The sequence below is a fragment of the Caballeronia jiangsuensis genome (assembly GCF_046030135.1).
Lineage (GTDB): Bacteria > Pseudomonadota > Gammaproteobacteria > Burkholderiales > Burkholderiaceae > Caballeronia > Caballeronia jiangsuensis.
In genome coordinates, this window is the sequence record NZ_JAQQDB010000040.1 from 55,928 (window position 1) to 71,936 (window position 16,009).

The window sequence follows — 16,009 nt, forward strand, 5'->3', positions numbered from 1 at the left end:
AACCCTTCATCGGCCCATTTCGAGGCGAGCGGACGCGCCCTTCGTCCGACCCGTCCGGCGGGTTTATCCGGACGTCGATTCGGCTCCATGCGGAGAACATCATGTCGACAATCGCTCACGAAGTTCCTGACGCGCTGCGCGAGTTGCGCACTTGCGACGCCGCCACGGCGAACGCGCTCCTCGCCTCCGATCTGCCTTGTGCGTTCGTGGATGGGCAGGGTGTGGTCATCGAGGCGAACGAGGCGCTGAACGCGCTTTCGCCCGGACTCGTCGGGAGCACGCTGGCGGACGCGTTCGGCATCGATCCAGCGGCGCTGGCCGACGAGCACGCCGACGCGCCCGGCGTATGCGGCATCTGGGAAAGCAAGTTCCGGGAGCAGTTGCCCGCCGTAGTGCGCGTGGTCTATCGGGTGCGCGATACGGATCGGAAGGTGGCGATCGTCACCGATTGCACCGCTCTGCGCAGGGCGGAAACCGTGCGCTTCTCCAGGACGCCCTACACCGTCATGCGCGTGAGCGTCGACGGCATCGTGCGCTACGCCAACGAAGAAGCGCAGAAGATATTCGGACGGGAACCGGGCGACGTGACCGGACAAGCGCTCGAAGCCTTCTTTCCCGCCGATCTCGGCGCGCCTATCAGGGAAACGCTCGCCGAATGCGTCTCGAACGGGACACACAAGACGCTCCGCGTGCTGCTTCCGCGGCGTCCGGGCGCCTCGTTATGCGAAGCATTGCTGGTGTTCACCCCCGATCTGACGCTGTTCGGGCATGCGTTCGGCGCGGTGGTCGTGATCGAGTCGTCGCTCACGCGGCAGGTTCGCGGCGAAATCGCGACGATTGCACTGGATCAGCTCAATCAGGACTGGCGCTGCCGTCTCGGCGCAATACTCGAGAAGATTCAGCCGCTTATCCCTTTCGATCACGCCATCTTCGGCATATACGCCGACAATTGCAAGCTGTTCAAGGCCGTTGCGCTGTACGGCAAGGAGAAAGTCGTCTGGCCGGAACGATGGTTGCCGCTGGACGCGGGTCTGGTCCAGAACATGATCGAGCAGAAAGACTTCATCAGCGGAAGCATATCCGAGGCGTTGATCAAGCATCCGTCGCTGGCAAAAAACGAAGTGGTCAATGCGTACCGCGGCGCCAGAATCGAGTCGTCCGTCACACTCATCGTGAACGGGCCGAATGGCGCGACCTCCGCTCTGTCCCTCTGCTCCACGGCGTGTCAACGGTATAAATGGTCCGACTACGAGACGCTGAGCGACCTGGGTCTCGAGTCGATCCTGCTGCGCTGCGAGGAGCAACTGAAGCAGGAGGGACACCTATTCAGAGCGGACATCAAGCAGATCGTGAACCGATTCAAGGATCCGCTGAAGGGGGCGAAGAGGGTTGTCGAGGAGATGCAGTCCCGGCTCAAGTGGGACCTGGTCGCGCTCTATCGGGTGGACAGGCTTGCCGGGAGCTTCATCTGCATCGCGCATGCGCCACGGAATGGCGACGATCGCGTCCCCGAAGCGCATGTCCCGCTAAAGGAAGGCATTCTGGGCGCCACGCTGGATTCCGGGGAAGGCGTGGCTGTCGTGAACGGCGTCGGGGAATCGGGCGTCGACCAGTGCGGATATCGACGAACGCGGTCGTGGGTGAAGTCGGTCATGACCTTTACGATCGAACTGAGCAATCGCCCCCGCTGGATCTTCCTGATCGAGTCGAAGAAGCTGAAGGCGTTTCTCGGGCCCGACAGCGACTCGCTCCTGGAGCTGCGGACGGACATTCAGCATTCCTTGCAGGAACGACTTCATACCGAAACCAACGCGCGGCTGATGCGCGAAAGCGAGCGCGGCACCGTGCTGGTCGGCATGGACGGCGTGATCCTCGAAAACAACCCCGCCGCCTCCGACATGCTTGGCCTGGAGAACGTTCAGCGCGGCGATCCCAAGCCGATCTGGGATTACGGATCCAACGAGCACGCGCGAATCGTCCTGACGGGCGGCGTCGGCGTGAGCACATCGAACCGGCGCATCGAACTGGTGGCGACGGACGGCTCAAAGCGGCTCGTGATGGCGACGCGCGTCACGCTGAATGACGCCTTCGACACGGCCATCTGGTTTTTCACCGACCTGAGCACTCTCGCCTGGAGCAGAGACATGCGCTATCTCCGCGAAGTCGTCGCGGAAGTCGCGCAACAGGCGCGTGCGCCCATCTCGCTCGCGTCGTCGCTGTTCCGCCAGCTGGCAAGACAATCCGGACCCGACGCGCGAAGCTCCGTCGACAGCAACACCGCTCAATTCAAGGACCTGTGCAAGCGGCTGTCAGCGGAGCTCTGCAAGGCCGATATCACGTACGAGCGCCTCGTCGAGGCGGACCCGGTGCGCGACAAGCCGATGCGCAATGACGCGCCGGTGGATCTGCGCGCTTGCCTCGACGGCATCGTCGCGACGCTGCCCGAGCGCGATCAGCGCGTGCTGCAGCGCTTCTCCGACGAGGGCCCGTTCATCGTCGAGGGCGACGAGGAGCGGCTCGCGTTCGTGATCCGCTCGATACTCGGCTATCTCCTACTGACCCGTCCCATCGACGACACGCTGATCCGACTTTCGCTGCGCCTCAGACTGCCGCCGCAGCATTGGCCGCCGGCCGTGCGTCTCAAGATGTACTTTGCCCGTCCATCGAACGCGTTGCGGCCCGGTGCGGTAGCACAGAGCAGGGAAGCCGATCCGCTTCAGTTCGTGTTCGACGCCGCGCGGGACAGCGCGCGACTCGCCATGGGCAGCATTCGCGCTGTCGTCGGCGCGCATCACGGCACTTTGACGACCGAACCACGCGACATTCGGGATGGTGATTTCTCCCGCCCGTTGACGAGTTTCAAGATCATGCTTCCGCGTCGTGAGGGGGACGACTCAAATGGACAATGAAACGCCAAAACATTCGCGGGTCATACTGCTGCTGACCAACCGCCCGGTGAATGTCGAATTGATTCGCCAGCGCGTCGAGGAATTGCACTACCTCCAGGATAGCTTTCCGGATTCGGCAACGTTCGTTGATCTGGAGATCGAAGAGCTGGCGTCCATCGAGGAGGCGAGAGACTGGTTCCGGAAGAAGGCGCAGACGGGCTGCGAGGCAGCGCTGGTCTTACTCGACCCGCAGGTCTCCATAAACCGCGATCTGCAGGCCGAGAACCGGGGCCTCACGCTGACCGGTTTTCTCGATGAGCTCGAGATCGATCATCCGGCCGTGCCCGTGCTGATCGCGTCCCCGGCTCCCGCCGAGGATATTCAACGCCTGGCGGTGGGCCGGCCCCTAACCGGTCTATGGCTGATGGGATCCGATGATCCCGACGACCCCGAGGGAAGCGGAGATTTCGCCGAGGCGCTTGCCGGTCTCGCGGTCATGCCGCCGCGGAGTGCCATGCGCTACACCATTTCGGTAGGCAATGAGGCGGCCCGTTACGTCGTGCTGCGAGGAAACTACAAGATCGCCTCGACGACGGCGATCGACTACGGCACGCCGAAGGCCATCGAATCCGTGCTCAAGCGGATCGAAAGGTTCTATCCCGACGATGGCGGAACTGTGTCGCTGGACAACGCGGACATGATCTTCATCGATGCGGGCAACAGGCTGTACGACCTGCTCATCAGGAAGACGGTCGGACCCGGAATCATCAGGGCGTTCGGAGGGAGAGACATGCCCGGGCCTTCGCCCGTGCAGGAAAAGATGGATCTTCGTTTCGAGATCAAGGTGGGTTCGACCGAGCACAGCCAAATGTTCAATCTTCCGTTCGAATTCATGAACGACGACCCCGATCAGGATGCGAACTGGTGTTTTTGCCCGCGCGTACCGATGGCGCGACGCCTCAATCTCGGCCAGCGGGCGCTGCGCGGCAGCGGGCGCCCATCGGAATTCGAGGCTCAACAGAACTATCGGACATTGTTTATGGCATGCGATGTCGATAACACGGTAATGCTTCGGCTCGACGCTGATCATGAACTTCGAAAGGTCACCCTCAATTATCTGACAAATATCGAGAGGGAACGGACGACCTTGCGCGAGTGCGGAGAGGAAGGCGGCGCGCGTCGTATCTCCTCCCTGATCGAACTCGGCATCGGAACGTCCCCTTCCGTGGGAGTCAGGTTGCGCGACGAGCTGAAAAAGCGTCTGAAATACGGCCGCTTCGATATCTTCCATTTCGCGGGTCACTCAATAGCCCTGCGGGGCGTCAAGGACAGTCCTTTCCTCGTTCTGCCGGACGAGCCGGGCTTCGCGCAAGCCGTGCCGATCCGCGACGTGGCCCAGTGGCTCAACGAAGGCAATTGCAAGTTCATGGTGCTGGCGTCGTGTGGAAGCGCGTCCGTCGTGACGGCGACCGAGACCATGAGAGGCGGCGCGGAGGGCATCGTCGGTTTCCGCTGGGAGGTCGATGACGCAGAGTGTGCCGAATTCTTCGAGCGCTTCTACCACGCGTACTTCAAGCGGGGCAGTTCGCTCGCCGAGTCCTTTCGCGATGCGTGCAGAGACGAAAAACCGATTCAGACGCAATTGCTTCAATGGGCGTCGGCGGTGGCCGTCTTGCGCGATTGATCACCGGGCTACCGGATGGACGCGAGCGTCGGACATGCTGGCCGATCGCCGCTCGCCGTCGCGCGTCGATCAGCTCGCATCCGCGAGGTCGCCCGCATGCTTTGGCTGTTTCATGGAATGCTGCCGTGCGTGCATGAGCGGCCCGGCGGCGAAACATCAGGGAGACCGACATGCCCGTTCGCAACATTCATGGTCTGGAGTACTACCTCATCCTGTTCGATGAAGACGGCAATGAACGCACCGATATCGACGGCGGCCGACTGAGCGAGGCCATCCTGCATCGGCTGACGGACGGCACGCGGCCGGTGACCGACATCTTCATCACGAGTCACGGCTGGAAAGGCGACATTCCGGCTTCGATCGAACAGTACGATCGATGGATCGGGGTGATGGCGGATTCGGCCGGCGACATCGAACGCATGCGGGCGGTACGCCCCGGCTTCGCGCCGTTGATCGTCGGGCTTCATTGGCCGAGCTTGCCTTGGGGCATGGAGGACGCGGCGCCGAATGCTGCTCCGGGACTGCTGGGCGCGACGCCCGCGCCGAACCCGGCAAGGAACGAAGATGCCGGTGAGATCGTCCGGCAGCTCGCGAACGGATTACCGCGGGAACGCGCGCAGCAGGTGGGGGAGGCGGTGCAGCAGATTCTCGGTTACGCGCAGACGGCTATCCGCGCCGAACTGCCGCCCGAGATCGACGATGCGTACGCCCGGCTCTTCGCCGCATCGGGAATACAGGCGGGCAACCTGAGCGGACGGCCGGGTGCGGATCAGGACATGTTCGACGCCCGGGTCATCGCAGAGCAGGCGGCCGGGCCGGGCGAGGACGATGCGCCCGCGCCGGGCGTGCTCGGGCTGCGCAACTTCGCGCTGTCGCCGCTGCGGCAACTGTCGTTCTGGAAGATGAAGGACCGAGCGCGCACGTTCGGCGAGACCGGCGCGCATTCATTGCTGATCGCGCTTCAGGTCGCCGCGCCCGAGGCTCGCATTCATCTGATGGGCCACAGCTTCGGCTCGATCGTCGTATCGGCGATGGTGGCCGGACCCGGCAGCGATGCGCCGAGCGCGCTCAGGCGGCCGGTGGACACGCTGTTCCTCGTGCAGGGCGCGCTGTCGCTCTGGGCGTATGCATCGGCCATTCCGTATGCGTCTGGCAAGACTGGCTATTTTCGACGCATCGTCCAGCGCGGGCTGGTCAGCGGGCCGATCGTCACGACGCGTTCCAGCTTCGATACCGCCGTCGGGCGTTTCTATCCGCTCGGCGCACGGCTCAAGCGGCAACTGGTGCTCGGCGAGCCCGACTATCCCGAGTACGGCGGCATCGGCGCGTTCGGCATCCAGGGTGCGAGCGACGCGGTCGATCTCAAGATCATGAAGTCGCTGAACGCGTACGCCTTTAAAAGCGGGACGATTTACAACGTCGATGCGAGCAGTGTGATCTGCAACGGCGATGGCGCATCCGGCGCGCATAGCGATATTGCGCATCCCGAAGTGGCGCATCTCTTCTGGGACGCCGTGCTGGCCGCTGCGCCGCCCGAGGCCGTTCCCGGCTTGCTGAGCCGATCGTCAACGCGTGGCGGTTCGGTGGCGCCGCCGTCGGTGCCTGCTTCCGCCGCGCCCAGGAAGTTCGCGCGGCGTGGCGGCGTGGTGTTCGCGCCCGAAGAACCGATACCCGGCCTGCTCGGTGGCGGCTCGTCACCGGTGCCTCAAGGCGGCGAGCCAGCCGAGCCCGGCGGAGCGGCTGTCCTGGAAGCGACGGTTTCCGGATCCGTGCCCGGTCCGGCGAATCTCGGGACGGGCGAGGCGGCGGCGCCCAAATCGCCTGTGCGTTACATCAACGCCGATCTGGAGGACATCGATCCCGCGGAGCCGCTTTGTGCGGGCACGTTCTATGTCCTGGCGCTGAATGTCGATGTGACGCAGCAAGGCATGGCTTCGGAGGTGCTTTTGGCAGATGAGCGTGCCCTCTTTCCTCAAGGCGTCGAAGAGATAGCGCTCCGCGTGCAACTCGAGAGCAGCGACTTCGAGATCGGCGGGCCGATGGGAACGATCCGCTTGACGCGAACCGGTCGCTCGCGCACGAAGGCGCGCTTCGAGATTGCGCCGAGACATGACGGTCCATGTCTCCTGAGCGCGATTTTTTCGAAGGACGGCAATTTCGTTCAACGGCTTGACTTGACCATTGTCGTTGGTCAACCGCGCGAAGCAACGGCAACGAGCACGCGCGGTCGGGTGCTGTCGGACAGCAGAATCCTCCAGCCTCGGGATCTGCTCCTGCTGATTTCACCGGGGACCGGCGGATACGAATGCGTGGTGTGCGGGCCGGTCGCGATGCGCGCGCGCTTGCCGGTTTCGGCCGCGCTGCTCGACGACGCGGTCACGAACGCGCGCGAGAGCCTCATGCAGGTCGTCACGTATCAGGACGATAGCGGGCAATACCCGTTTCAGGCGAGCATCGATATAAAGTCGAAGCCGTCCGAGGACGCGTTGCGCATCATGGCGCGGGCGGGCGCGAGCCTGCTTCGGACGGTGTTCGAAGGGCCGGGCGCCGGTGAGGACTCGAGGGCCGTGGCGCGGCTGTTGCGCAGGCTCGGCACCGCGCCCGATGGGCCGCCGCTCAAGCTGCAGATCATCGCGGAGAGCATGCCGCTGCCGTGGGGCATGCTTTATCTGGGAAGCGCCGCCGACGACGCCGTGCTCGACTGGTCCAATTTCCTCGGCATGCGGCACATCATCGAGCAGATTCCGTTGCAGCAGCCGATGACCACCTTCGACAGCACCATTGTCAGCAACGATCCGGTTTTGCATGTCGGGGTGAACTTCAATGACAAAATCGACACTCAGATGCGCAGGCCGTTCGTCGGCCAGCAGCGCGATTTCTGGAAAGGTCTCCACGGCGAGCGAGTGCGAGTGAGCGAGCATACTTCGTGGCAGACGCTGATGCGCACGCTGAATAATCCATCCACGCCGGAGCAGGTTCTTTACTTTTATTGCCACGCCGATTCGCGCGGACTTACGCAGAGCGGTGGGCCGTCCGCGTCGAGTATTGAGTTGACGGACGCGGCGCGCACACTGAACGACATTGTTCTCAACGCAGGAACCGATGTGCGGCTTGCCGGCAGCCCGCTCGTGTTCATCAACGCGTGCGAATCCGCCACGATGTCGCCTGCGTTTTATGATGGCTTCGCACCATATTTCATGAGCAAGGGTGCGAGGGGGGTGATCGGAACCGAATGCAAGATGCCCGCGCTCTTCGCCACGGAATGGGCCGCCGCGTTCTTTGACAAGTTCCTGGGTGGCGCTGCACTGGGCCGGACCTTCCTTGATCTGCGCAAGTCGTTTCTGCGCAACCACAACAATCCGCTTGGCTTGCTGTACGCGGTTCATTGCGATGCCGACACATGCATCAGACCGCAGGTGCCTGCGAAACTCGAAGGGCAGACGATGTCAGTGTGATATGCATGGCGGTCGAAATTCGTTTCGCTTTGAACGGACGAAAACTTGTTTTCAATGGCACTCGTCCATGGATCTTGCAGAGATAACAGTTGAGCACATGGAGCCGCATGCGGCTCCATGGAATATCTAAAGATTAGATCAAAACGAGCGCATCGCCGCCGCCCAACGTCACCGCTCGCGTCCAGCACGGCACCCGCTGGTTTTGCGGGAAATCGCTGGCGCTGTCGGCGAGCGGCGTGACCGGTCGGCCCGACGATTGCATTGCGGTGCGCGCGAGTTTGGCGGTGGCGCTCGCCATTTCCTTGAACTCGATTTTGCCGTTCGCACTGACTGCGGGCTTAGTTGAAGACGTTTTTCTGCGTCGACGCGGCAATCGCCCGAGTATGATCGACCGCCGTCCGAGCAAGCCGCCCGCGCCCGTTTCATTGCCCACACCAACAGTGCGTTCTTTCCGAAGCTGATGTACGTGGAGTCGATGCGAGAAAGCAAAGGCGGCGGAGGTTTCAGCTGAAGATCTGATCGTCGAAGTCGGAAACTAGCATCATCCATCATGAGCGAGGATACGGGAAAAGCGGTAATCGCTCTGTCGGGAGCCAGCCTCACCCTGACGATCTGTTCCTTCAAGGTGCTCGGCACGGAGGGACTTCATCACGTACGGCGGGACGATCGACGAATTAGTTTATAACCTCGAACCTGACTGATCGCGTTCCGTCGGCACTCTCACGGAGACCCAGCTCGACCGGTGTCAATATTTTGCGCTCTGGCCGGCAGCCGTTGCGAACCACCGCGTTGCTCGTGCAGCGTCTTCACGTTCATGAGCCGTTTAAGCAGCTCTGCCAGCATCCGCGCCAATTGTTTGCTGACTCACTCATCACATCTTCGAGGACAATCTTCAACTATGGCTACTCTGGTCTCGGCGCTCGTTTTCATTGTTGGATGGTTCGTAGCGCACGACCTTGCCGCGCGCAGGGACTTGTCTGCACGCCGCGAGAACGGGAAGCGCGGGCATATAGAACGGCAGATCTCCGAATTATACGGACCGCTTCTTGGGCTTATTGAGGATTCGGGTGCAACCTTTGATATCGCAGCGCGAAAGTTGTTATGCAACGACAGGGGTGGTATCGATTTTCATCGCTTCTCGCCTGAGGATGATCGCTTTTGGCGGTATTTCATCGAACGCTACTTCATCCCTATCAATGCACAGATTCGCATGCTCATCCGGACCAAAATGCATCTACTTGAAGACGGGCGGCTGTCAGACAGCTTCGCCGAATTTTCCGGCACGAGGCCAGCTTCGAAGAGCTACACCGATTTTGGAAAGACAAGGGCATTGAATCCTTGGATGTTCAAAGTCCCGCGTGGCCAGCAGATTTTCAGAATGACGTGGAGCACACGCTTACCGTGCTGCGCACGCAACACCAGACTCTGCTCTGATCGGTCATGTCGAGACCTTTCACCGCTGCGTCGCTAACGACCGCTGCTGCGTCGACCGGTTGATTCGGCCCGCGATCGGCAGATATTCGAAAGAAGACCTCGAACGTCGGCTCCGGGGCGTGTGAATCCGCTGGCACGCAATCGCACCCCCGTCGTGCGACTCCGCCAAGGCCGGCAATCTGCCCCGCACCTGACGTTAGACGCAACCAGCCTCAATGTCGGCTAAGGCCGAAGTGCTCGAGTCGGCCGCCAGCCTGGGCTTAGCCAGTTTCGAACTTCGGCTGGCGTTCAGACTCCGCCATTTGCATGTCTCGCGCTTCCATATTTGGGACATCGCAGATTGGCTCCGACTCGACGAGTGATCTCGAGGTTGATTCGACGCGTGCTAATGTCCGCGGCGTCGAAGGCGTGCGATAACGCGCGCGGGCAGGCCTTAACTTCAGCCGACGTTCAGGCCGTCGGAGTTTTCGCCTCTGCCGCTTGTTGGCATACTGTGGTTAAGGCCAAATAGTCGAAGACCCATTTGGCGTGCCACTTTCCTCGACTCACGCAACGCTGAACATGCGCTCGGTGCTCGTTCGAATTTCTTATCGCTTTCCGATAGTGTCGCCGTGCATTGCAAGTTCGACAGGCTGCAACGATGTTCTGCGGGCAATTCTCCCCTCCGTCAATCTGGGCATGTAGATGTTCGGCCGTGCATTGCAACTGCAGCGCCTGACGGCGGGAAAGTCTATATCGGTCAATGAACGGGTCTGCGCAGCGGTCCCACATTGGGCAACCACAATAGAAGCAAAGACCGGATTGACGTTTGAAAGCGCGAGCACGGTATCGCGCGATTGATGAGGTCATGAGCGACTCCTGGTATCAGGAAAGTTTCGAGAAAGTTCGAAACCCGCTCGCCTCTAAAAAGGACGACGGCGGAAACCAGTCGACTCAATCGCACTGGCACCACGTAAGTCCCTTATGAGACTGACGCGCTGAGTCTAATACACTTTGAATCCGTCAGGCAAGTTTTTCCTTTGACTGTTCTTGATTACGCGTCGGGGATCGGTGCCCTACGCATTCGCAGAGCCGTTGATACGACCAACTATTCGTCGAGCAATACGACGGCTGCGGAGCAGCTGTACATCGCAAGCGATCCTTCCAATGACGCGAGTCCGACTGGTGGCTCGCGCCGGGAGTGTTACTTCGTTCGTGAAGTGAAGCTGTCGTTCCCGTGCCCCGTGCCCCGTGCCCCGTCGGCAATCCAGCATGTTGTTGGCATAGATCCCGCCCCGTCCCAGCGTCTGCAAACGCAGAGGTCCTTGTGTTCGCCGTCCGGAAGGGCGCTGCCATGAAGGGCCTTTCGCTCGTCGTGTCGACCGGACACTCAGTTGGCGGCTCTTCACCCAGCAAACGGCCATCCGACTGCCAATAGCAGGCGGATGCTTCGCCGACCATCATGTTTCCGATGTCCAGGTAAAGGTAACGGCGAGCAGTTGATGATCGGATCGAGCGCATTTTTTTTCGCGAACGCACGCCGATGTAAGCCACTAATCGAGACAACCAAACGACGACGCCAAGTCGGGGGAATGCGCAGATTCCAGCGCGCGTCTCCAGCGGCCATCCCCTTTAATCGGACAAACTGACGAACAAGCAACCTAGCTCATTTGCATACTAGATGCTTAAAGCCCATCTTGCGTTAACCACGGTATGGGTTTGGTGCATCATATGCGACGTACTCGGTCAGTACCCCGAGGTCTTCGCTACCAGCGTGATCGTCCCATTCAAATGCCCTCTCGAACTTATTGGCCACGTCATTAATTGTCGAGTACCATGCCTCCGCTTGCGCAATCTTATTGCGCAAGCTGTTCGTTTCGATGAGGGTGCAATGGTGCGTCGTCGATATCATTGCCCGATGTATGGGGTCCTCTACTGACGACAGGCGTTCCTGCTCGAGAGTCAATCGAGCTATCGCGTCGATCAACCGAGCCCTCTCCTGTTGCAAGCGGCTTTTCTCGATTTTGGGACTGTTCCAGATAAAATTGTGATACTTGCGGTCTCTGCTAGATCCCGCAATGCGAGCATAAGCAACACCGAGCACCGACTCCTCCGCCATCCACCTCAGTTGCGCGTCCCAGACGCTTTCCGCCACGTCAAATTCGCGCCACCTATCCGATCTGATCTCGAACCGGACATGCCGCGTTTTACCCTCGAAGGATACGATCGCCATAAAGCACGTGCCGTAGAACGATTGCGGCTCAAGAACGATGTGGGAAGCAGACGCATCTCGGTAAGGGGCAAAGTCGTCGTCGTCATCCGAGCCTGTGCTGCCCTGCCTGGAACTCCAGTAAGCATCGTTGTTCGGGTTGAGTTGATTGCTGCGATTGTCACGGTCAGACTTTGAGGACATGGTATCCGGCCCGAAGGTTTGTTAATCAAAAATTAAAAATGCAATTGGAATTTCCATAGTCTGTGTCTATTGCTGTTATCCCTACGCTGAACCGCTTCGAAACTCATTGGTCAATTTCGTCGCTGTTAGTTTATCGCGTAGAGACGCCTTAGGCCGCCCGCGCTCCCTGTCCGGAAGGGAGCGCGAAGTTGCTTCTCCTTAAGCATCGGAGACGCCTCGAGGCATTCATCGATTCGTTCGTCAGAGACGACAATAGGTTTTCAGGGCATATTCGCTAATAGAGAAAGATGACGTTGCCCGGCGAACGATGAAGGTCGTCAATCCGATTCATGCCATCTGAAGGATGACCGCACCCGAACGGCAAATATGGCCGACGACGCGTCGGCGAGGACCGCGAGAAAGCGGCCTCTGCAGTTCATCAACCGACATTCGTTCCCTGATCCGATCAGTTGCAGTCCTGCTGCTCGACGCCGGCAACGTCGGCTACCCGCTAGCCTGCCGACTTTGAAGGCAACCAGCGTCAATGTCGGCTATGGGCGAGGCGCCATCATTCGTTGTGAGGCAGGGGCTCCGGCAAGAGCGGTCATTTTAAACTTGCCTGAGTGGCCGCTCGCAACGCGGAAGCGACCTTCTATCAGCCTAGGTCGCATGCAGCGGACTTCATCGTTATCTGTGTATCAATCATCCTATGGTCTGTGCGTGTAGTCTTCGGGCATGCAATCGGAAATATCGTCTCTATCCGCATATTCGGATTACAACAAGCCCACCGTCATATTGGGCGATTGTCTGGGTCGTCATCAAGCCATCAGTGGATTGCGTGACTGTGGTCGGAACATCAACCTTCGAAAAACCCACCCCCGCCTTCTTTGCTTGCTTGTAGAAAGCGATGAAGATTTGCGCTTGTGATGTCCTGCGACTTGGCTTCTAATGCATCGGACTTGTCCTGTAGAGCTTGGGCAGATGCTTGTTGCCGCTGGATGTGACTTTAGGCAGCTCGGACATCATCCAGGTCTCCCGCTTGACTGTTGGAGACAAACGCGAGGGCTAAGAGAAAGGCTTCCTGCAATACGTGCAAACATTGGTCTATTCACGATTGGTTGGTGGTACTGGCAAGTCGTCAAGAGGCTATGTCCGTTGGCAGATATTCTGGTTCCAGAGGTAAAAGGTCTCGTTATTCATGACACGCATCTGGGCTTCTTCGGGCTTATTCTGAACGCTATGGGTCACGGCTCCCCTCAGACCTTCATTCGTGAAATCGTCCTCATAGAGTGTTCCCACGCTTTGCTGCTGGCAGTCAACGAGAACCTTCAAGACGATCGAGCGAATGTATGTGCCACTGGTGGCTTGATAAGTGCTGTTGTATTCCATCTTCACCCATGCAGTGCGTCGACCGTCATTGTTGGTTTCAACGGTCTCGGGATCGATGAACAACTGCGATTCCAAGCCTGTGCCATCAGACCATTTAGCGAACTGTTGCCAAGGTCCGCTTGGCGGGGACGGTTGGGTCAGGAGATAGCCGATAAGCGCGGTGTTCCCAATAAGGACGATGCCGCCCCAGATTTTCCAACCCTTCACCGAAGGCAGGTCACGTAGGTAGGGGAATCTCTCAGCCCAGACGACGAGCGCGGCGCCGTAGGCGACCAGGATTAAATCCCACATCAATGCAGCGTCGCGGCTCGGATAGATCATCTTGCTCACGAGCGAGGGCAGCATGAAGTAGAGAAGAAACGGGCCCCAACGGCGTTTCTTCGGTGTGTTCACGGCAGTTGCTTGCATGTTTTGAATTTCACGCTTTTTGATTTATGTAGACCTGGCATGAGTCGATGCCATGGTTGCCCATCACGGTTGACGTCAGCAAATCTGAAAACTTGAGGGCGGATGGCGAAAAATATTCGTGTTGGGAGGGTCATACATGTGGTTCTATGCGGGTCCTGCAATGGGTCGGAACTGTGAGTTGGCGGATTCAGGAAGTGGCAATCCCGCTGTGCGACCGCATCACGGTCAGCAACCCGCCGTATTGCTGACGTCCGATCGAGCCTCGTCGAATGACGGCAAAGGCCGAGTTTCAGTCAAGACCGAACTGAATGTGAGCCACACGCCGATGCGCGTGGGGTCCGTGCGACTAGCGCAGCTATGGATTTTGCGCCACACGGTCCGTGGGACAGGAGTGCTGTTCATCGCCACACGTCGCCGGATGGCCGACGTGCGCTTCGTTCAAAAATTGCTTCGTCACGGAAAACGGACTTTCAAGTTTTGGCATCGAGCAGTGTCACGGGCGCAAGAACGGTCCATGAGCCCGATGCTTCTCGGACGGCCTTCGGTCGAGAAGTCCTTCGACGATCACCAGTAATATGTGGCCTTTACGCCGAATGTACGCGGCGCCGCGAACGCGTAGCGATACGAGTCGTCGAACGTGTATTCCTCGGCGGCCGTGAAGATGCGCTGGTTGGTCACGTTGCGCACATACGCCATCAGCTCGACGTTCTTGCGGTTCGGTATCCAGGTTGCCGACAGGTCAGCGGTCAGATACGGCTTCTGATAATCGTCGCCATAGTTGTAGATCGTGAAGTGCTGGCCCGTTTGAAACTTCGCGTTCACGCGGCCGATGACCTTTCCTGCGTCCGTGGTCCACGCATGTTCGAGCCCGAACCCGATGGTGAAAACTGGGCTTTGCGGCGGCGCGTTGCCGGCCAGCTGCACGTTCTGGCCGCTGCCGTCATCGACGGCGAAATCGGTGAAGCGCGCGTGCAGCCAGGCCACCGACAACGTCACGAGCCCGACTGGATCGATCAGCGCGCGAATATCCGCATCGGCTCCGTAGATACGCGTGCGTCCAGCATTGACGATCTTCGTGCCCACGCGCCCGTCGGCGAAGGGAACGAGCTGGGCGATCTGCTGGCCCGAGTAGTCGTAGTCGAACACGCTCGCGTTGATCTGCACGCGCTGCGCGTTCCACATCGACTTCGTGCCGATCTCGATGCCTCTCAACGTCTCCGGCGCATATGATCCCGACGATGAGAAGCCGCCCGACTTGTAGCCGGTGTCGTAGCGCACGTAGTTCATCAACGCCGAGGTCGGCGCGTACTCGGCCGCGAGGTGGACGGTCGGCTTCGACCAGGAGCCCGAGTCGTTTTGCGGCACGTGCGTATAGTCGAATGGCGGCTCGCTCGAGTTCGCGAAGAAGTACTCGCCAGCGCGGCTCTTTTCATCGTGCGTGACGCGCATGCCGGCGGTCAGCCTGATCTTGTCGGTCACCCAGTATGACGACTGGCCATACGCCGCCGTCGAGGTCGTGCGAATGCCGTAGGCGAACGCGAGCGTGGGCAGAAAGACGCCGCCATCGAACGGCGACTCGTTCGCGCTGTACAGCGACGAAGACTCGTGGAAGTACGACACGCCCGCCTGCCACGACCATCTTCCATCGCCCAGCGAACTCACGCGCACTTCGTGCGTCTGCGTCTTCGGAAACTCGTTCTGGCGATACGAAACCGGGTCGGCGAAGCTCGGGCTGCTGTCGGCGGCATGACGCCAGGTGAGGTTGTCGTAGCTGCCCGTGTAGCTGAGTTCGACGCCCCGGAAGTCGTACGCGATGCTCCAGCGCGCGACCGTATCTTCGATGCTCTGCGATTGTGCGGTCGCATAGGTGAAGGTGTGCGGATCGACGGGGAAGGGCGGCTTGTCGTGCGAGAGATTGCCGTTCGCGTCGTAGAGATAGGGAATGTCGAGCGAAACCGGCCCGACGCCCTTCAATGTCGTCTGCTGCGCAGTGAACAGCATGCGCAGATGCGAAGCCGGTTCGAACGCGACGGACAGACGCCCCGAGCGCGTGTCCTCGTCGTCGCCGTCGGCCTGCGGCGCGCTGTTCACGTAGCCGTCATGCCGGCGCGAGATCGCGGCCACGCGAAACTGGAGCACGTAGTTAACAGGGACGTTCACCATCGCTTCCAGATTGCGCGCGGCGTAGTTGCCGACATCGACCGATGCGCGGCCCTCGAATGCCCTCGAAGGCTTCGCAGTCACGATATCGACGATGCCGCCCACCGCGTTGCGCCCGTACAGCGTGCCTTGCGGACCGCGCAGCACGGAGATGTGATCGAGATCGTAGAGCGTGCCGCTCAGCGCATACGGCCGATTGCTCGAGCTTCCGTCCGTCACG

General features: G+C 60.1%; 9 protein-coding genes. 4 read left to right on the forward strand and 5 right to left on the reverse strand.

Annotated elements, in window-relative coordinates:
- The first annotated feature begins 101 nt into the window (after window positions 1-101).
- From PQR08_RS30950 to PQR08_RS30960, 3 genes are all read left to right on the forward strand, one after another.
- A complete protein-coding gene (locus PQR08_RS30950; RefSeq protein WP_408163483.1) occupies window positions 102-2,909 on the forward strand; it encodes a PAS domain-containing protein in 2,808 nt (935 codons plus the stop codon).
- Window positions 2,899-4,572, forward strand: coding sequence for a CHAT domain-containing protein (locus tag PQR08_RS30955; protein ID WP_408163485.1), 1,674 nt, complete (start codon window positions 2,899-2,901; stop codon window positions 4,570-4,572). Before PQR08_RS30950 ends, PQR08_RS30955 begins: the two co-directional genes overlap by 11 nt.
- A 170-nt stretch (window positions 4,573-4,742) precedes the next feature.
- Window positions 4,743-8,027, forward strand: coding sequence for a CHAT domain-containing protein (locus PQR08_RS30960; RefSeq protein WP_408163487.1), 3,285 nt, complete (start codon window positions 4,743-4,745; stop codon window positions 8,025-8,027).
- Between the two features lie 133 nt (window positions 8,028-8,160).
- On the opposite strand, the gene PQR08_RS30965 is transcribed toward PQR08_RS30960, so the two are convergent.
- Window positions 8,161-8,325: a hypothetical protein gene (locus tag PQR08_RS30965; RefSeq protein ID WP_408163488.1), complete on the reverse strand. Its 165-nt coding sequence runs from the start codon at window positions 8,323-8,325 to the stop codon at window positions 8,161-8,163.
- Window positions 8,326-8,925: 600 nt separating this feature from the next.
- Between PQR08_RS30965 and PQR08_RS30970 the strand changes: the two genes are divergently transcribed.
- Entirely contained in the window at window positions 8,926-9,498 is a 573-nt protein-coding gene (locus PQR08_RS30970) for a hypothetical protein (RefSeq protein ID WP_408163490.1), read from the forward strand.
- 413 nt (window positions 9,499-9,911) lie between these two features.
- Here the strand turns inward: PQR08_RS30970 and PQR08_RS30975 are convergent, their stop codons facing one another.
- From PQR08_RS30975 to PQR08_RS30990, 4 genes are all read right to left on the reverse strand, one after another.
- The gene (locus PQR08_RS30975; RefSeq protein ID WP_313761202.1) at window positions 9,912-10,310 is read right to left on the reverse strand and encodes an HNH endonuclease; all 399 of its coding nucleotides are present in this window, start codon (window positions 10,308-10,310) and stop codon (window positions 9,912-9,914) included.
- 832 nt (window positions 10,311-11,142) lie between these two features.
- A complete protein-coding gene (locus tag PQR08_RS30980; protein ID WP_250486560.1) occupies window positions 11,143-11,853 on the reverse strand; it encodes a hypothetical protein in 711 nt (236 codons plus the stop codon).
- Between the two features lie 1,125 nt (window positions 11,854-12,978).
- Window positions 12,979-13,614 carry a surface-adhesin E family protein gene (locus PQR08_RS30985; protein WP_408163492.1) on the reverse strand — a complete coding sequence of 212 codons (636 nt, stop codon included), beginning with the start codon at window positions 13,612-13,614 and terminating at the stop codon, window positions 12,979-12,981.
- A 579-nt stretch (window positions 13,615-14,193) separates the two neighbouring features.
- Window positions 14,194-16,009 (reverse strand): TonB-dependent receptor (locus tag PQR08_RS30990; RefSeq protein ID WP_408163494.1); only part of this gene is annotated, 1,816 nt, incomplete at its 5' end.